Genomic DNA, 17,046 nt, shown 5'->3' on the forward strand with positions numbered 1-17,046 from the left:
GTTCTCGGTCACGGTGCTCACCAGCCCAGTTCGTTCGCGGTCGTCTCGGCGACGGCGGGCGAGCAGGTCATGCCGCGTCCGCCGGGTCCGGTCACCAGCCACACGCCTTCGCGGACCTTCTGGCGGTGCACGACCCGGCTGGTGTCGGTGCACTGCGCGTACACGCCCGCCCAGCGCCGCCGGACCTTCGGCAGCGGGCGGCCGAGGAAGGACTCCACGACGCGGGTGAGGTGCTCGTAGGGGTCTTCGAGGGTGTCGAAGGCGAAGGGGTGCTCGTACTCGTGGGTGTCGCCGATGGTCAGTCCGCCGTCCAGGCGCTGGACCATCAGGAGCTGCATCCTGTGCGCGGCGGCGGTCGGGTCCTGCGCCTGGCCCGCGTTGAGGGCGTCCAGAGCCTCCGACGCGTACGCCGGGTAGTAGCGGAAGGAGTCGGCGTCGGCGACGGAGGTGGTCAGCGGCTCACCGAGCGGGTCGGTCTGCATCATCTGCAGCCGCACGCGGCGGACGGGGATGTCACCGGCGATCTCGCGGACGAGACCGCCGAGCGCGGCGCCGGTGCAGAGGACGACGACGTCGCCGCTGTGGACCTCGCCGCGGTCGTCGCGGACGGCGGCGTTCGCCATGCCCTCGGCGCCGGACACGTCACGGACCTCGCGGTTCGGCAGGAAGGTGTACTTCCCGGTGGCCAGGAGGGCCTCGCGCAGGGCGAGTTGGGCGGTGCGCGGCTCGACGGCGGCATCGCGCTCGCACCACAGGGCGGCCTCGAACGTCCCGCGCAGGGCGGGGTTGACGGCACGGGCCTCGGCGGCGGTCAGCAGCTTGTAGCCGCGGGCCGCCGCGTCGGGCCGGGCCAGGGCGGCCTCGGCGACGGCCAGTTCCAGCTCGTTGCGTACGGGGGTGAGCGAGCCGATCGCCCGGAAGCCGAGTCCGGGGACCCGGGCGCCGATGCCCTCCCACAGTTCGCGGGCGCGCAGCGCGGTCTCCAGCTCCTCGCCGCCCGCCCGGCCGCTCACCCATATCTGGCCGAAGTTGCGGAGCGAGGCTCCGCGCGCCTCGGCCTCGCGCTCGATGTGTACGACCTCGTGGCCGCGTTCCACTGCGTGCCAGGCGTGCATGGTTCCCACCACGCCGGCTCCTACGACGATCACCTTCATGCCGTTCACCGTCCTGGCGACGAGTGACCCGGACGGATCCCATGGGCAACGGGACGGTGAACGGCCCGACAAGGTTGGCCTAGACCCGTTACCTTTCCGTTATCGACGCGACTCGATGGACTCCCTTCGCGCCGTTCGATCAGCCCTGATGCCCCAGGTGGGCGGTGAAGCTGAAGCGGTCGCCGCGGTAGAGCGTGCGGACACGCTCCAGGGGGCGGCCGGAGGCGTCCCGGGAGATCCGGTGGATCAGCAGCATCGGGAGAGCGGGCGGGGTGCCGATGAGCAGGGCCTCACGAGGGGTGGCGAGGACGGTCTCGATGCGCTCGTCGGCATCGCCGAAGGCGATGCCGAGCTTCTCGCGGAGGTAGGCGTAGAAGGAGGAGTCGGGGTCGAACTCGGTGTCGAGGCGCGGGGCGCGGGCCTCGGAGACGTACGTGCTCTCCAGGCCGACCCGCTCGTCGTCGGCGAGCAGCACCCGCTCCATGTGCCAGACGGGCTCGCCGCGCCGGACGCCGATCTCGGGCGCGAGGGCGTCGGGGCAGGGGAAGCGGTCGAGGGTGATGAGCGAACGGCCGGGCCGGCGCCCCTGGCGTCGTACGCCCTCGGTGTAGCTCGCCAGCGAGAGCGGCTGCTCCAGCTTGGGCCCGGCGACGACGGTCCCCCGCCCCTGGCGGCGCAGCCGCCCTTCGAGGAGCAGCTCGCGCAGGGCCTGCCGGACGGTCTCCCGGGAGACCTCGTACCGGAGGGCGAGATCCCGCTCGGTGGGCAGGAGCCCGCCTTCGCCCAACTCGTCGATCAGAGAGGAGACTTTGGCCTTCACCGCGTAGTACTTGGGGATGCGGCCGTGCTCGGGGATGCCGGAGCGGATGGGGGCGCCAGGTGCCTGGTCGTTCGGGTAGTCCACCGGGGGATGCTCGCAGATGGGGATGAACGGGTGGGTGTACGGAGAGTGACCGGAGGGTTCTGAGGGCGGGCTGCGAGAGCAGAGCCGTCCACCCGCGCGGCGGGCCCCGCGGGGTGCGCGCGCTCGCAGGGCGGAGGGTCGCCTCGTACCGTCGGCGTACTCGGGCGACCCCGACAGCGCGGCGTGGGGGAGGGCGTGCCGGGCGTCGCGGGGCAGGCCGGACCTTCGCAACACGCACTAGGCCCGGCGCCGCCCGCGGCGGGCGGCGACGACCAGTGCCGCACCCGAGAGGAGCAACGCCCCGGAGGCGGGGGCGAGCGCGGTCGTCGACTCGGGTCCGGTGAGGGCGAGTTCGGGCCGGGTGGGGGCGGGTGGGCGAGTGGGGGCGGGTGGGCGAGTGGTCGAGGGGACCGGGGTCGGGCGCGTTTCGATGTCCGTGCCCGTCGAGTCCTCCGGCGCGATGGCCAGACGGTAGTCGCCGGATTCGCCGACCCAGTCCCCGTCGTCCCCCTGCCGCTGCACGATCGCCGCGTTGACGACGACCTCGTTGGGCGCGGTGTCCTCATGGAACGCGAGGCGGACGCTGACGGTGACCGTGCGGCCCGCGGGGACGGCGAAGCCGGGGAACCCGTTGAACACCCCGATGTTCTCGTCCTCCTCGGTCTCCTCGAACTGCACCGGCCGCCAGCGGCTCGCTTCGGAGTCGTAGAAGTCGAGCTGGATCTGGGCGGGCCGCAGCACGCGGTCACGGTCGGCGAGGACCAGGACCGGGTGGATGCTGTGGCAGGCCTCGGAGGTGGTGTTGGTGAGGTCGACCTCGAAGGTCCGGAAGCCGGCGCCCGGGACGTAGGTGCCGGGGCCGCTGTGGATCCGGGTGTCGAGGGGAAAGACGGGCTCGGAGGCGTTGCCACAGGTGGGCGGCTTGTCCAGGCGCTGAACAGCAGGGCCGGGGCTGACGGCCGTGGGGACGGGTCCGGTGGGGTCGGGACCGGGGTTGGCGCTGGTGGGGGCGGGGCCGGGGCTGGCGCTGGCCTGGGCGAGGCCGGAGCTGGCGCCGGTGGGGGCGAGGCGCGGGCCGATTCCGGGGGCGGGGCCTGAGCCGAGGCTCGGGCCGGATTCGAGACCGAGGCGGGCGGTTCCGGGGGCGAGGCGCTCGGCTCCGGGGGCGAGGTGCTCGCTCGTGGAGCCGAGACGGTCGTCTCCGGGAGCCAGTTGGTCGGCTCGGGGTGCCAGGTGCTCGCTCGCCGAACCGACGCGCTCGGCTCCGTCGGCTTCGTCGGCTCCGGGGGCCGGGTGCTCGCTCGTCGAGCCGAGGCGGTCGATTCCCGGGCCGGAGCGCTCGGTTCCGGAGTCTGCGCCGGAGCCGGGGGCCGGGCCGGGCGCGGGGTCCGCCGAGGACGGGGCGACGGCGAGCGCGAGGACGGCGGTTCCGGTCGTCGCCGCGGTCACACCGAGGGCGAGGGCGTTGCGCAGTCGCATGGGCGGGTGCCTTTGCTGCTCGCGGGCGTACGGACGGCCGCGACGCTGCCACCCGGGCGCGGCGGGATCGGGGAGCGACGCGGCGCGCACCCCCGGACGGCCCGCTCATTCCATCCGATCAGCCTATTTTCCGAAGATCGGACTGAGGATCAGCTGCGCCGCGCCCTCGGCGACGGCGTACGGGGTGGCGGTGCCCGCGACCGGGGTCCCCAGGCCCGCGTCGGCGAGGACCGCGCCGACGCCGTGCACGAAGACCTCGGGCGCGGCGGTCACGGCCCGGCCGCCGAGGACGACACGGTCGATGTCCAGGAGCCGTACGAGATTCATGGCTCCGGTGCCGAGGATCCTGGCCGCCTCAGGGAGGTCGCCGCGGGCCACGGCCGCGAGGCACAGGACCTCCAGGCATCCGCGCCCGCCGCAGCCGCAGGGCGGGCCGTCGAGCTGGACGGTCTGGTGCCCGAACTCGCCCGCGCCGGTCCGTGCGCCCCGGTGGAGCGCGCCGCCCAGGACGAGGCCGGAGCCGAGCCCCGTACCGAGATGGAGGTACGCGAACGAGTCGGCCGCCGGGGCGCGGAGGGCGAGCCCGAGGGCGGCGGCGTTGGTGTCCTTGTCGAGCTCGACGGGCAGCCCGAGCCGCCGCGCGAGCTCGTCCCGCAGCGGGATGCCCTCCCACTCCGGGTACCCGGTGACCCGCCCCGGGGTCCCGGTGGGGTGATCAAGGGGCCCGGGCATGGCAACGCCCACACCGAGGACGGCGGGAGCGGCGGGCTCCGGGGTCGCAGGGCCCGCGGCCTGGGAAGTCTCGGCGCCCGAGATCTCCACGCCCGGGGCCTCGGGGGCCGAGGTCGCGGAACCCGCGGTCCGGGAACCTGCGGTCGCACCGCCCGAGATCTCGGAACCCGCGGCCTCCAGTGTCTGGGCGCCTGGGGTCGCGGGGATCCCGGCGTCCGAGGTCCCAGGCCCCCGGGCCCCGGAGGCAACCGAGTCGACGGACCCGGCTCGTCCGAACTCCCCGCCGCCGACACCGCCATCGCCACCGGCCCCGAACGCCCCGCCGCCGACCCCGCCGACCCCGCCGACCCCACCCGCACCGGCGGCGCCGACCCCTCTCAGTGCGCCCACCTCCCGCTCCACCACCTCGAACACCGCGGACGCGCCCGCGCCCAGGTCCAGTGGGGCCCTGCGCACAGCCACCCGTACCCCCGCGAGGTCCACCAGGACGGCCGTCAGCTCGTCGCGGTCCAGGTGGACCCCGACCGCGTACGCCGCCGAGGGGACCAGCCGCAGAACGGTGCGCGGCTTGCCGCCCGTCGAGGCGCGGTGGCCGGCCTCCCGCGCCAGGCCCTCCGCCCGCAGCCGCGCCGTGATCTTGCTGACCGCCTGCGGGGTGAGTCCGGTCCGGTCCGCCAGCTCCAGGCGGCTGATCCCGGCCTCCCCCGCCGTACGCAGCAGGTCGAGCACGAGCGCGGCGTTGTGGCTGCGCAGCGCCGGCAGATTGACGCCGACGACGCTTGCCGCACCCACCGCACCCGCCGCGCCCGTCACGCCGACCGCACCCACCGCACCGCCCCTGACACCCCTGACACTCCTGTTCACCACCCCATTCTCCCCCTCGCTTGCACTTTGGCAACAGCGTTGCTTAAGTGGGCTCCATGACTGGCACCGACACCGCCCCCCTCCGCGTCGGACTCGTCGGCTACGGCCTCGCGGGCTCCGTCTTCCACGCCCCGCTGATCGCCGCCACCGAGGGCCTCGTCCTCGACACGGTCACGACCGGCAACCCGGAGCGCCAGGCACAGGCGCGCGCGGCGCACCCCGGCGTACGGGTCGCGGACTCCCCCGAAGAGCTGTGGGCGCGGGCGGACGAGCTCGATCTGATCGTCGTCGCCTCCCCCAACAAGACGCACGTCCCCCTCGCCACCGCCGCGCTCCGAGCGGGGCTCCCGGTCGTCGTGGACAAGCCGGTCGCCGGCACCGCCGCCGAGGCACGGGCCCTCGCCGCGCTGGCCGAGGAGCGGGACCTGCTCCTCTCCGTCTTCCAGAACCGCCGCTGGGACAACGACTTCCTCACCCTGCGCGCACTCATCGCGGACGGCGCGCTCGGTGACGTGCAGCGCTTCGAGTCCCGCTTCGAGCGCTGGCGCCCGCAGCTCAAGGGCGGCTGGCGCGAGTCCGGCGCGCCGGAGGAGATCGGCGGGCTGCTGTACGACCTCGGCAGCCATGTCGTCGACCAGGCCCTGGTCCTCTTCGGTCCGGCCGTACGCGTGTACGCGGAGGCGGACGTCCGTCGCCCGGGCGCCGAGACCGACGACGACACCTTCATCGCGATCACGCACGCGAACGGTGTCCGCTCCCATCTCTACGCCAGCGCCACCACCGCCCAGCTCGGCCCGCGCTTCCGCGTCCTCGGGTCCGGCGCCGGATTCGTGAAGTACGGCCTCGACCCCCAGGAGGCCGACCTGCGCGAGGGCCTGCTGCCCGCGCCCGGCACGCCGTGGGGCGTGGAGCCGGAGTCGATGTGGGGCACCCTCGGCGCCGGAGAGTCCCCGCTGACCGGCGGCGGCACCCCGGTCGAGACGCTTCCGGGCGACTACCCGGCGTACTACGCGGCCGTCGCCGCCGCTCTCCGCGGAACCGGCGCGAACCCGGTCACCGCCCTCGAGGCCGCGGCGACCCTGGACGTCCTGGAGGCGGCGAAGCGCTCCGCCCGCGAGGGAATCGCGGTGACGCTGTGAGCGAGGTCGCCACGATCGAGGCCCAGGAAGCCCGCCTGACCCTCCCCCACTTCACGTACGACGACGCCTGGGCGCTCGGCTCGCTCCTCGTCGGTCTGGCACGCGAGCGCCGTGCGCCCGTCGCGATCGACATCCGGCGCGGCGCGCAGCAGCTCTTCCACTGCGCGCTGCCGGGGTCGAGCGCGGACAACGACGCCTGGATCGACCGGAAGCGGCGGGTCGTCGAGCGGTACGGCGAGAGCTCGTTCCTCGTCGGCGCCCGTTTCCGGGCCAAGGGGACGACGTTCGAGCAGTCCTCGCGCCTCGACCCCGACCGGTACGCCGCCCACGGCGGTTCGTTCCCGATCGCGGTCGACGGCGCGGGCGTGATCGGCTCGGTCACCGTGTCGGGGCTGCCCCAGGCCGAGGACCACGCGATGGTGGTCGAGGCGCTGGGCCTGCTGCTGGACGGCTTCGCGGCCTAGGCGGCCCACCGGGCCGGTGCCCCACCTCGGTACCGGTCGGCCCGCGACGCGCCCTGAGCCGAGCCCGCCGGCCCGCGACGCGTCCCGAGCCCGCCGGCCGGCTCGCTACGCGTCCTTGAGCTCCTGGCGCTGGCGGCCGAGTCCGTCGATCTCCAGCTCCACCACGTCACCGGCCCGCAGGTACGGCTTCGGTTCCGGCTGCCCCATCGCGACGCCCGCCGGGGTGCCGGTGTTGATGATGTCGCCGGGGTACAGGGTCATGAACTGGCTGACGTACCTGACGACCTCCGCGACCGGGAAGATCTGGTCCGAGGTGTGACCGTCCTGCTTCAGCTCGCCGTTGACCCAGAGCTTGAGCGAGAGCGCCTGCGGGTCCGGCACCTCGTCGGTGGTGACCAGCCACGGGCCGAGCGGGTTGAAGGTCTCGCAGTTCTTGCCCTTGTCCCAGGTGCCGCCGCGCTCGATCTGGAACTCGCGCTCCGAGACGTCGTGGGCGACCGCGTAACCGGCGACGTGCGCGAGGGCCTCCTCGTCGGTCTCCAGGTAGCGGGCGGTGCGGCCGATGACGATCGCCAGCTCGACCTCCCAGTCCGTCTTGGTGCTGCGGCGGGGTACGAGCACCGTGTCGTCGGGGCCCACGACCGTGTCGGCGGACTTGAGGAAGACCACCGGCTCGGCGGGGGTCGCCGCGCCGGTCTCGGCCGCGTGCCCGTGGTAGTTCAGCCCGATGCACACGACCTTGCCGATCCGGCCGACCGGAGGGCCGATCCGCAGCCCGGTCGCGTCGAGCGCGGGCAGCACGCCGGCCCCGGCGGCCGCCCGGATCCGGTCGAGCGCGGACGTGTCGGCCAGCAGGCTGCCGTCGACGTCGCCGACCAGGGCCGACAGGTCGCGCAGCGTCCCGTCCTGGTCGAGCAGGGCAGGACGCTCGGCACCCGCCGGACCGACTCGCAGCAGCTTCATGGTCTTCTCCCTGTGGTCGAGGTGGGCCCAGGGTCGGGCCCTACTGATCCCCGGCCGATGGGTTGCGGCCATCGGAGGTTGGTCGATCCTCCAAGAGTTTCGACCACTCGGCAAGACCCCGTTCACGGACTGGACCCTTACGCCTGAGTAGCAAGGGCCTCCGTGGGGCGCTGCTCCCGGAAGAGGACGGCCCGCTCGAAGACGGTCCACGTGGTGCTGGTGACGACGTAGAGCGCGGCCGCGAGCGGGACCACGGCGACGGTGATCAGCGTGGCGAAGGAGAGCAGCGGCATCACCTTGTTGATCGTGTCCGCGCCCGGCGTCGCCGGGAGTCCGGTGTCCAGGGGCTGTGCGGCGAGCTGCCGCTTCGTGCGGCGGTAGTTGAAGGCGGCCACGGCGGCGACGATCGCGAAGAGCACGAGGTAGACCTGGCCGGCCGGGCCGAAGGCGCCGCCGTTGCCGAGGGCGTCGGCCCAGTGGTCGCCGAGCGGGGCGGCGAAGAGGGTGTGGCCGGCCATCCGGTCGCCGGAGAACAGGTGGTACATGAGGAGGAACGCGGGCGCCTGGAGGAGGCTGGGCAGGCAGCCGGCGAAGGGCGAGACCTTCTCCTTCGCGTGCAGCTCCATGACCGCCTTCTTGAGCCGCTCGGGGTCCTTGGCGTGCTTGGCACGGAGCTCGGCGAGCTGCGGGGCGATGCGGGTGCGGGCCTTCTGTCCGCGGGCGGACGCCCGCGAGAGGGGGTGGATCGCGAGCCGGACGAGCATCGTGAACAGGACGATCGCGGCGGCGGTCGCGGTGGTGGCGAAGAGCGGCTGGAGCAGGTCGGCGAGCTGCTCGACCAGGGAAGCGAAAACGGACATGGGAGCCCTCCGAGGGGTCTCGTCGTGCCGGAAGAAGGATGTCTCGGCATGACGGATCCGCGCAGGATGCAGGCGGGGTGGAGCGGTTGTGCTGTGCGCCTACGCGGCCGTCGGGAGGGGACGGCCGGGTGCCCGGGGCCTGCGGCGGCCGGAGGCGTCGGGGTCGCGTTGCGGCAGGAAGGCGGTGCGCCGCTCGCGATCGCGCAAGGCGGTGCGTACCCGGGTCGGGGGTACGGACGCGGGCGCGGGGGCGCCGATGAGGGCGCAGAAGACGGTGGTCGCGGCGAGGGCGACGGCGGCGGAGAGGCTGGAGCCGTCGGAGAGGAGGAGATCGGCGAGCGCGAGCAGGAAGAAGAGGGGAGCGAGCACGCGCAGGAGCAGGTTGCCGATCACCGCACTTCCCTCCCCGGTCGCCGCTCGCTTCGTCCTGTACCAGCCGTTATACACGATCGGCTTCGAGAGGGACGAGGAGTCGGCGGGGCCGGAGCAGCGCCCGGCTGACCGGATCGGAGGGGTCCGGATCGAGCCCGGCACCGGGCCGCATCTCGACGTCGGCGGGCGGTACGGGAACGTGACAGGCCGGACATTCGCCGTACGGGCCGAGTTCGGTGCCGCAGTCGGCGTGATGGAAGTGGCGTACGGCCGGGGCACCGGGCACCTCGTCGCGCCCCCAGCGCCCGAGCTCGTCCTGTCGACGGCGGGCGTGCTCGGCCTCCTGGGCTCGCTCTCCTCCCCGCACGGCTCGTGGCTCCGCCTCCTCCCCGGCCTGTTCGTGGTGGGCGTGGGCAGCGGTCTGCTGAACGCGGCCCTGCCACGCCTGGCCGTCGACTCCGTGCCGCCGGAGCGGGCGGCGATGGGTTCGGGGGCCAACAACACGGCCCGCTACATCGGCTCGTCGGCGGGCGTGGCGCCCTCACGATCGCGCTGGCGACGGCGGGCGCCGACACGGCACTGCTCGTGTCGGCGGCGCTGGGCGTGGTGGGCGCGGCCGTCACCGTACGAGCTTCGCCCAGACGACGAGCCGGTACGCGGAGCTGAACTCGGGCGTGCATGTGGTCAGGGTGAGGTAGGAGCCGGGGGCGGAGTACCCGTAGGAGGGCTTGACGAGGGAGCGGGGCACGGGCTGGATGACGCCGGTGTCGCGGGGAGCGGTCCGGGCGAGCACCTGATCGACGACGTACTCGTACTCCCGCTCCCTGGTCTGCACCCGGATCCGGTCGCCCGGCCGGAGCCGGTTGATGTAGCGGAAGGGCTCGCCGTGGGTGTTGCGGTGCCCGGCGAGGGCGACGTTGCCGGGACTCCCGGGGGCGGCGGTTCCCGGGTACTGCCCGACGTACCCGCGGTCGAGGACGGACCGCTTGCCGACGCCACGGGCGACGGGGGCGGTGAGGCCGATGCGGGGGATGCGGAGGATGGCGTAGGCGGAGGAGAGGGGAGGGCGGCCGGGGGAAGGAGTGGCCTCGGGCTCGGCATCGGCCTCCGGGGACGCGACGGACTCGACAGGCGCGGGGGTCCCGTCCTCGGGAGGCGGTGCCTCGACGGACGGCGCCGGGGGTGATCCCTCCCACTCCCGTTCAAGGGCGCGGACCTGCTGGGTGGCCTGGGCGCGGGCCTGCTGATTGGTCCACCAGAGTTGGTGGACGACGAGGAGCAGCAGCACGACCCCGCAGGTGACGACGGCCTCGGCACCGACCCACAGCACGCGGGCGGGTGTGCTCCGCACCCCGCGTGTCTGGACGACGACCGGCACCCTGTCCCGCACGCGGGGCACGATAAGGGCTGAGGCGCCAACTCTCCAGGGCCGTACAGCAGTACGGTGGTCGACATGCGCCCCGACACGCCTGCCGCCCACGCCACCGAAGCCGAGCGCCTGCTGCGCACCGCCGCGCGGTACCCCGAGGACCAGGAACCGCTGCTCCTCCAGGCAGCGGCGCATCTGGAACTGGCGGGCGAGCGGCCGCAGGCGACCGCGCTGTACGACACCCTCCTGTCCTCCTCACCCGCCTCCCCCCACCTGATCAGGGCGCTGAAGGCGGCGAACCTGTGGGAGTACGGCCACGAGCCCGAGGCGCGGGCGATCATCGAGGGCGTGCGGGCGTCGGCGCCGGCGGACGCGGCGCCGTGGGAGATCGTGGTGGAGACGCTGGAGGCCCATGACGAGCTGGAGCTGTCGGAGACGTACGCGACGGAGGCGGCCCATCTGCTGGCGCCGGAGTCGGCGCCGGCGGACCTCCCGCACCCCACCCGCTCGCTGCTCGCCACCCGCCACCGGGTCCGCCGGATGCTGGCGCTGCCCCACGACGGCTGGGACACCCTCGCGGACACGCTGCACACGGGGGCCGTCCCCCTGGACGAACTGCACGACCCGAAGCGCCTGTGGTCGCTCGGCTCCTCGGACCCGGCGGAACTCCAGGCCGAGATCACCCGCCTCCGCAGCGAACTGGGCTCCTACCGCACGGCCCTCTCCCGCCCCTTCCCGGTGGCGGTCCTCCACTGGCCGGAACGGGAACTGGACGAGCTCCTCGCCTCGTACCCGGAACTCGAGGCGGAGTACCCCACGTACCGAGCCCACCTCACGGACATCGAAGCCTCCCTCCGCGAACTAGCGGCGGCGGGCACCCCCAACCTGGGCATCGTCCCGGCCACGGTCCCGTCCTACGAAGCCTTCGCCGCCTCCGAATCCACGTCCCCCTCGAACGCCTCCCTGCTCCCCCAGTACGCCACCACCCTGGCAGCCCGCGGCCGAGCAACGACTTGGCCGCCGGCGCGGGGGGCGGGGTGCTGGTGCGGGTCGGGGAGGGCTTATGGGGAGTGCCATGGGGGTACGGAGGCCTAGCCGACATAAGCACATTTACCCAGTCGGCTGTCGATGTCAGCACCGTCCATTAGGGTCGCCTGAACAGGTGTGGCGTGCGTACCCCAAGGCGAGACATGACGACTGAGTGGCAATTCGAAGTACCCACCACCGGCAGCAAGCGCCTGCCTCCGGACGCTCGCTACATGGAGGCCCTCAGCAGTCAGGGGTACGGCTTCGAGGCGGCGGTCGCGGACCTGGTGGACAACTCCATCGACGCCGGCGCAAAGGACGTCGTGATCCACTTCCTGCGCGATGGCGACAGCCTTGTCAGCCTGCTCATAGTCGACGACGGCAAAGGCATGGACGAGGAGGAGTTGGACGTCGCGATGACCGTCGGCGGACGGCGCGACTACGGCTCACAGGCCCTCGGCATGTTCGGCACCGGACTCAAGTCCGCGTCGCTCAGCCACGCCGGCGCCGTCACCGTTGTCAGCAAAGTGCGACGCACGAGGGCTGCAGCCCCGGCAGGGCGCCGCTGGACGATAGAGCGGGCCGTGAACGGCTACCAATGCGACATCGTCGCGCCGGACTACGCGCAGCAGCTCATCGACCGTTACTACGACTGCCCGATCGTCTGGCAAGGCACCGTCGTCCGCTGGGACGCGGTCAAGAACTTCCCGCAGACCGGGGGTGGTGCCCAAACCGATCGGTACTTGCACCGCACCATCAACAAGCTGGGACTGCACCTCGGCCTGCATCTGCACCGGTTCCTGGCTCGCGAAGACTTCAATGTCACCATCGCCGTAGAGGACGTGTCCACCGGCGTCGAGTACATGAACTTCGGTGTCCAGCCGCTCGACCCGTTCGCATACCCCGTCAGCGGGCACCCCGACTACGCGCACGACTTCGTCGCTGCCATCCCCTCCGTCGGTCCGGTCACACTGACGGCGCACGTCTGGCCGCCGAAGTCGAACAACGACGAGTTCAAAGCCGTGGGTACCGTCATCGACCGCCAGGGCTTCTACTTCTACCGCCACGACCGCCTGGTCCAGGCCGGTGGTTGGAACAACTTCCGTCAGCCCGAGCAGCACCTTTCCCTCGCGCGCGTTGCCATCGACCTGCCCGACGACGTCATGGCCTCCGCGGCATTCCGTCTCACGGTGAAGAAGGACGGTGTCGACACTTCTCCGGAGTTCGTCACAGCCCTGGAGTCAGCGGTGGGCTCCGACGGTCGCGCGTTCTCCCAGTACATAGCAGACGCCGACGCGACGTATCGGGATGCGCGGAAGCGGACCGGAACCACCCGCAAGCCCGTGATCCCCGCGGGCAAGGGCTTCGAGTCTTCCGTCCGGGAGGCCATCGAGGACGAACTGCCGCTCATACCCGGAGAGGAGCCCATCTCCGTTCGCTGGCAGAAGATCGACAACAGCGCCTTTTTCGACATCGACCGCGAGGCCCGGACGATCGTCCTCAACCATCACTATCGGGCAGCTATCCTCGGCGGCCGGCGCGGAGGGCTCAACGACGCCCCGACCCTCAAGTCGCTCATGTACCTGCTGCTCCACGGGATCTTCGAGAAGGAGTACAGCGGCAGCCGCGAGAAGGACAACCTGCAGCTGTGGCAGTCCGTCCTGGTCGCGGCCGCTCGCGCCGAACTGAATCGGGTGGCGGACGATGACTGACTCGGCGGACGGTGCGGCGCTCGGCTGGTCGACAGTCGAGCACTACCTGGGAGAAGGAGTCGGCGCAAGCTACCGTCTCTCCGCCGCCGACAAGCACCCCGTCGTCTCGTACGAGATAGGGCGCGGCGGCCGCGACATCGCCCTGTTCGTCGAACTCGGCCCGAACCAGCAGCCACCCCGTTCGTCATTGCCGGCAGTCCGCATCGATCAGGTGGCGGTCGACAGGGGGTTGCGCATGGCCCGTATCAGAACGACCCAGGTCGAGTTGATGCGCGACTTCCACGACATGTTGCTTGCCGTTGCCGATCGGATCGTCACGAAGAACCGTTCGCTCGACCGTGCGTTCACCGAGACCGTGGAGGGCTGGGCTTCTCTGCTCGACCGCCCTCGGGCGCTGAGCGTAGAGCGCCGGATCGGACTGCTGGGCGAACTCGCGATCCTGTCCCGGCTCGCCGAGACCCATGGCTGGGACACCGCCGTCGAGGCATGGACCGGTCCGTACGGCGAGGAACACGACTTCGCTCTGGTGGACTTCGACATCGAGGTGAAGACGACCGCGGCGGAACGACGACGTCACGTGATCCACGGACTCGGCCAGCTGCAACCCGCTCCCGACCGACCGCTGTGGCTCGCTTCGCTCCGGTTGACCCGGGGCGGCGCGGGTGGCCGCACGCTCGCCGAATCGGTCCGCGCGGTGCGCGCCGCGGTAGCGGAACGGGCACCGGCAGCCCTCGGTCGACTGAACTTCGCGCTGGAGCGGTCCGGGTGGTCGGCCGAACGTGAGGACGACGAGCGTTGGACACCTCGGGACGAAGCCCTGGTCCTGGCTGCCGAGTCCGTGCCACGACTCACCCCGGCATTGCTCGCAGCGGCGACGTTCGAGCGTATCTCCGCCGTGCGCTACGAGACCGATGTCACCGGGCTCGCGCCGACGCCCGGCGCCCCGGTGAACCTGGCCGGGCTTCGTCTCCCATGAACCTTCCGTGTACCCCGATCACTCCGTCCCGACAGCCGAGGAACCGCCGATGACCAGTCCCGACACCCCCGCCGGCATCCGTGTCGATCTCCATGCCCGGGCACTCGGCGACATGAGCGCGGGGAAGCCGAAGCGGCTCGCCCGCGCCCTGGAGTACCAGGCTGAAGACCTCACACCGGCTGCGATGGAGTACGCCGACGAAGCGGACTTCCTCTCCGTACTCCGCGACGCGCACTCCACGGACCAACTGGTGGAGGTGTGGCGCAAGCAGCTCACCCGCTGGGACTACAACGAGAACGTCGCCTGGTCGTCGCATCCGCCCCGCACGGACAAGCGACGGGCCGACGTGTACGCGCTGCTCGACATCGACGACGAGACCGGCAAGCTTCTCGACGCACTCGTCCCCGTCCACAAGGCCACCGGTGCGGTCGTCATCAGCACCGAGCACACCCCCTGGTACACCCCGCAGTCCCTCCAGGGTCGGCCCTGGTACTGGCCCGCGTACCGCAGGCTGCTGGCGGACAAAGGCTGGCCCGAAGACGTCGTCGCCGGTCTCGACGAGGCGTCCGATCGTGTGGTCGAGCGGCTGGCCGACCCCACGGCAGAGGAGGCATACCAGTCGAAGGGCCTGGTGGTCGGTTACGTCCAGTCCGGTAAGACCGCCAACTTCGCCGGTGTCATCGCCAAGGCGCTCGACTCGGGCTACCGGCTCGTGATCGTCCTGGGCGGCACGATCAACATGCTGCGTGACCAGACCCAGCGCCGCCTCGACATGGAGCTGGTCGGCCGCGAGAACATCGTGCGCGGCGCCAGCGAGTACGAGTCCGACTACGCCGACGACCGCGCCTGGAACGAGGGCAAGTTCGCCGGCTTCGGTGCGCTGCCCTCGACACTCGGCGCGTTCGACATCCATAGGCTGACGACCCGCCGCGACGACTACCAAAGCCTTCTGCAGGGGATCGTCGCCCTCGAATACGAGAAGCAGGAACCGGGCCTCCCCCTGTACGACCCCCGCAACCTCCATCGGGCCCCAGCCCGGCTGATGGTCGTGAAGAAGAACGACAAGGTCCTGAAGAAGCTGGTCAAGGATCTACGGAAGATCAAGACGCCCCTCTCCGAGATCCCGGTCCTGATCGTGGACGACGAGTCGGACGAAGCATCGGTGAACACCTCCGACCTCGCCAAGCCGAACGCCGAGCGGACCGCGATCAATCAGCGGATCTCCGAATTGCTGCGGATGCTGCCGCGTGCCCAGTACGTGGGATACACCGCAACCCCCTTCGCCAACGTCTTCATCGACCCCAGCGACACCGCGGACATCTTCCCCAAGGACTTCATCATCTCCCTGCCGCGTCCTGACGAGTACATGGGCGCCCGCGACTTCCACGACCTCGACTCCGCCCTGTCGGATGAGGAGCGAACGTACGCGAACTCCAACGAGATGGCGCACGTCCGCGACATCGTGGTGGAGGACGACGAGGACGACACCTGTCTCGAGCGGGCCATGGACATGTTCGTGCTGACGGCCGCGATGAAGCTGTACCGCGAGGACAAGGGTGACCTCGGCGATCGGTACTTCCAGCACCACACCATGCTGATCCACGAGTCGCAACGCCAGGACGTACACCGCGAGTTGCTGGGTCGGGTCACCAGACTGTGGTGGAACGCCGGCTACCTCGGCGCCCGCGGCCACGAGCGACTCCGCGTCCTGTTCGACACGGACATCGCCCCCGTCTCCGCGGTGCGCGCCGACGGTCAGGCCGTGCCCGACTCCTTCGACGAGCTCGCGCCCTACATCGGCCCCGCCGCGATCCGGATCGGGGGCGACGACAAGCCGATCATCGTGGTCAACGGCGACAAGGACCTCGAGACCGGCGAGGCCGACTTCGACAAGCGGTCCATCTGGAAGATCCTCATCGGAGGTCAGAAGCTCGCCCGAGGCTTCACCGTCGAAGGGTTGACCGTCTCGTACTTCCGGCGCCGCGCCGGCAATGCCTCCACACTCATGCAGATGGGCCGCTGGTTCGGCTTCCGCCAGGGCTACCGGGACCTGGTCCGGCTCTACTTGGGCCGCCAGGAGACCATCGGGAAGAAGGAGATCGACCTCTACGACGGCTTCGAGGCGATCTGCCGGGACGAGGAGACGTTCCGCGCGGAGCTGGCGCAGTACTCGGTAACGGTCGACGGTCGCCCGCAGGTGACCCCGGACAAGGTGCCGCCGCTGGTCTCGCAGCACATCCCATGGCTCAAGCCGACCAGCCCGAACAAGATGTACAACTCGCGCCTGGTCACCCTCCGCTCCCCCGGCCAGTGGCAGGAGCCCACGGCCTATCCGACGAAAGTCACCGACCTCCGGCACAACACCCATCTGTGGACGCCCGTCCTGGACTCCCTGTCCGCAGAGCCGACTCAGCTCTCCTACCACTTCCCTCGGGAAGGCGTCGCTCACCGTTTCGCGGCTCTCACGGGACGGATGAACCCCGTCGATCTCTTCGATCTGGTGTCAGCCGTACGTTGGGGGGCGCCTTCGCAGTTCGCGCCGCACCTCGACTACCTGCGGGAGATCACCACGAGTACCCCTGCTCAGGTGGACGACTGGATCGTGCTGGCGCCGCAGCATTCCCAGACCGGTCGGCGCATGCGGCTCGGCAACACAGGCCGTTCGTACTCCTACTTCGCCCGTGACCGCCGCCGTGACCCGCTCTTCGGCGCCATCAGCGACATCAAGCACCGCGCGGCCGCGCTGCGCATCGCGGGCTCGCTCGCCGACTCGGGCGACAGCGCGGTCGAAAGCCTGGTGACCCCGAGGCGGGGAGTGGTCGTCGTCTACCCGATCGTCGAATCCGCTCATCGGGCCACGCTCGTCGAGGAAGGCACCCTCGATCCGAGTCGGATCGTCATGGCCTTCGGCTTCGTCGCCCCGGCTTCGGCCCGCAGCGACGACGGCCGCGTGCTGCGGTTCACGACCGTCGACTCCTCCCAGGAGGGGGTCGCCATCATCGACACGGCCCCTGACGAGGCCACTCGCTGAC

The 17,046-nt window shown here is 71.5% G+C and carries 14 protein-coding genes and 2 pseudogenes; 7 read left to right on the forward strand and 9 right to left on the reverse strand.

The genetic code is table 11. The annotated features are described in order from the left end of the window. Positions 1-17: 17 nt before the first annotated feature. From ACFQ7Q_RS05310 to ACFQ7Q_RS05325, 4 genes are all read right to left on the reverse strand, one after another. A complete protein-coding gene (locus ACFQ7Q_RS05310; protein WP_383550185.1) occupies positions 18-1,154 on the reverse strand; it encodes a TIGR03364 family FAD-dependent oxidoreductase in 1,137 nt (378 codons plus the stop codon). A 139-nt stretch (positions 1,155-1,293) separates the two neighbouring features. After that, positions 1,294-2,058: a GntR family transcriptional regulator gene (locus tag ACFQ7Q_RS05315; protein WP_383550188.1), complete on the reverse strand. Its 765-nt coding sequence runs from the start codon at positions 2,056-2,058 to the stop codon at positions 1,294-1,296. 237 nt (positions 2,059-2,295) lie between these two features. After that, positions 2,296-3,537: an LPXTG cell wall anchor domain-containing protein gene (locus ACFQ7Q_RS05320; protein ID WP_383550191.1), complete on the reverse strand. Its 1,242-nt coding sequence runs from the start codon at positions 3,535-3,537 to the stop codon at positions 2,296-2,298. A 123-nt stretch (positions 3,538-3,660) separates the two neighbouring features. After that, the gene (locus ACFQ7Q_RS05325) at positions 3,661-5,061 is read right to left on the reverse strand and encodes an ROK family protein (RefSeq protein ID WP_383550386.1); all 1,401 of its coding nucleotides are present in this window, start codon (positions 5,059-5,061) and stop codon (positions 3,661-3,663) included. Positions 5,062-5,189: 128 nt separating this feature from the next. On the opposite strand from ACFQ7Q_RS05325, the gene ACFQ7Q_RS05330 reads away from it, so the two are divergent. Beyond that, positions 5,190-6,272 carry a Gfo/Idh/MocA family oxidoreductase gene (locus tag ACFQ7Q_RS05330; protein ID WP_383550194.1) on the forward strand — a complete coding sequence of 361 codons (1,083 nt, stop codon included), beginning with the start codon at positions 5,190-5,192 and terminating at the stop codon, positions 6,270-6,272. After that, entirely contained in the window at positions 6,269-6,736 is a 468-nt protein-coding gene (locus ACFQ7Q_RS05335; protein WP_383550198.1) for a heme-degrading domain-containing protein, read from the forward strand. Before ACFQ7Q_RS05330 ends, ACFQ7Q_RS05335 begins: the two co-directional genes overlap by 4 nt. 105 nt (positions 6,737-6,841) lie before the next feature. On the opposite strand, the gene ACFQ7Q_RS05340 is transcribed toward ACFQ7Q_RS05335, so the two are convergent. From ACFQ7Q_RS05340 to ACFQ7Q_RS05355, 4 genes and pseudogenes are all read right to left on the reverse strand, one after another. Continuing rightward, complete coding sequence (locus tag ACFQ7Q_RS05340) at positions 6,842-7,699, reverse strand: fumarylacetoacetate hydrolase family protein (protein ID WP_383550201.1); 858 nt, start codon at positions 7,697-7,699, stop codon at positions 6,842-6,844. 137 nt (positions 7,700-7,836) lie between these two features. After that, positions 7,837-8,559 carry a YidC/Oxa1 family membrane protein insertase gene (locus ACFQ7Q_RS05345; RefSeq protein WP_383550204.1) on the reverse strand — a complete coding sequence of 241 codons (723 nt, stop codon included), beginning with the start codon at positions 8,557-8,559 and terminating at the stop codon, positions 7,837-7,839. 99 nt (positions 8,560-8,658) lie between these two features. Then, positions 8,659-8,952 (reverse strand): DUF6412 domain-containing protein, encoded by a 294-nt coding sequence (locus ACFQ7Q_RS05350; RefSeq protein WP_383550206.1) that lies wholly within the window; start codon positions 8,950-8,952, stop codon positions 8,659-8,661. Positions 8,953-8,998: 46 nt separating this feature from the next. Continuing rightward, a pseudogene (locus tag ACFQ7Q_RS05355) lies at positions 8,999-9,241 on the reverse strand (transcriptional regulator); the annotation flags it as partial. A gap of 3 nt (positions 9,242-9,244) precedes the next feature. Here ACFQ7Q_RS05355 and ACFQ7Q_RS05360 point away from each other — a divergent pair. Further along, positions 9,245-9,597, forward strand: a pseudogene (locus ACFQ7Q_RS05360) (MFS transporter); the annotation flags it as partial. Here the strand turns inward: ACFQ7Q_RS05360 and ACFQ7Q_RS05365 are convergent. Continuing rightward, complete coding sequence (locus ACFQ7Q_RS05365; protein WP_383550210.1) at positions 9,551-10,321, reverse strand: class E sortase; 771 nt, start codon at positions 10,319-10,321, stop codon at positions 9,551-9,553. The pseudogene ACFQ7Q_RS05360 and the gene ACFQ7Q_RS05365 overlap by 47 nt on opposite strands. Before the next feature lie 63 nt (positions 10,322-10,384). On the opposite strand from ACFQ7Q_RS05365, the gene ACFQ7Q_RS05370 reads away from it, so the two are divergent. The 4 genes from ACFQ7Q_RS05370 (at position 10,385) to ACFQ7Q_RS05385 (ending at position 17,045) form a co-directional block, all read left to right on the forward strand. Further along, positions 10,385-11,395, forward strand: a complete 1,011-nt coding sequence (locus tag ACFQ7Q_RS05370; RefSeq protein WP_383550213.1) for an SEC-C domain-containing protein — start codon at positions 10,385-10,387, stop codon at positions 11,393-11,395. Positions 11,396-11,490: 95 nt separating this feature from the next. Next, positions 11,491-13,038, forward strand: a complete 1,548-nt coding sequence (locus ACFQ7Q_RS05375) for an ATP-binding protein (protein ID WP_383550216.1) — start codon at positions 11,491-11,493, stop codon at positions 13,036-13,038. Continuing rightward, complete coding sequence (locus tag ACFQ7Q_RS05380) at positions 13,031-14,014, forward strand: PD-(D/E)XK motif protein (protein ID WP_383550219.1); 984 nt, start codon at positions 13,031-13,033, stop codon at positions 14,012-14,014. Before ACFQ7Q_RS05375 ends, ACFQ7Q_RS05380 begins: the two co-directional genes overlap by 8 nt. A 49-nt stretch (positions 14,015-14,063) precedes the next feature. Next, the gene (locus ACFQ7Q_RS05385; protein ID WP_383550222.1) at positions 14,064-17,045 is read left to right on the forward strand and encodes a Z1 domain-containing protein; all 2,982 of its coding nucleotides are present in this window, start codon (positions 14,064-14,066) and stop codon (positions 17,043-17,045) included. The last annotated feature ends 1 nt before the right edge of the window (position 17,046 follow it).

The sequence above is a fragment of the Streptomyces sp. NPDC056527 genome (genome assembly GCF_042794475.1).
In the GTDB taxonomy this organism is placed as follows: Bacteria; Actinomycetota; Actinomycetes; order Streptomycetales; family Streptomycetaceae; genus Streptomyces.

What these genes read in the sequence shown, in the direction of transcription:
- ACFQ7Q_RS05310 (WP_383550185.1), bottom strand. Translation starts at nt 1,154, where the DNA reads ATGAAGGTGATCGTCGTAGGAGCCGGCGTGGTGGGAACCATGCACGCC.
- ACFQ7Q_RS05320 (WP_383550191.1), bottom strand. Translation starts at nt 3,537, where the DNA reads ATGCGACTGCGCAACGCCCTCGCCCTCGGTGTGACCGCGGCGACGACC.
- ACFQ7Q_RS05330 (WP_383550194.1), top strand. Translation starts at nt 5,190, where the DNA reads ATGACTGGCACCGACACCGCCCCCCTCCGCGTCGGACTCGTCGGCTAC.
- ACFQ7Q_RS05340 (WP_383550201.1), bottom strand. Translation starts at nt 7,699, where the DNA reads ATGAAGCTGCTGCGAGTCGGTCCGGCGGGTGCCGAGCGTCCTGCCCTG.
- ACFQ7Q_RS05345 (WP_383550204.1), bottom strand. Translation starts at nt 8,559, where the DNA reads ATGTCCGTTTTCGCTTCCCTGGTCGAGCAGCTCGCCGACCTGCTCCAG.
- ACFQ7Q_RS05370 (WP_383550213.1), top strand. Translation starts at nt 10,385, where the DNA reads ATGCGCCCCGACACGCCTGCCGCCCACGCCACCGAAGCCGAGCGCCTG.
- ACFQ7Q_RS05375 (WP_383550216.1), top strand. Translation starts at nt 11,491, where the DNA reads ATGACGACTGAGTGGCAATTCGAAGTACCCACCACCGGCAGCAAGCGC.
- ACFQ7Q_RS05380 (WP_383550219.1), top strand. Translation starts at nt 13,031, where the DNA reads ATGACTGACTCGGCGGACGGTGCGGCGCTCGGCTGGTCGACAGTCGAG.
- ACFQ7Q_RS05385 (WP_383550222.1), top strand. Translation starts at nt 14,064, where the DNA reads ATGACCAGTCCCGACACCCCCGCCGGCATCCGTGTCGATCTCCATGCC.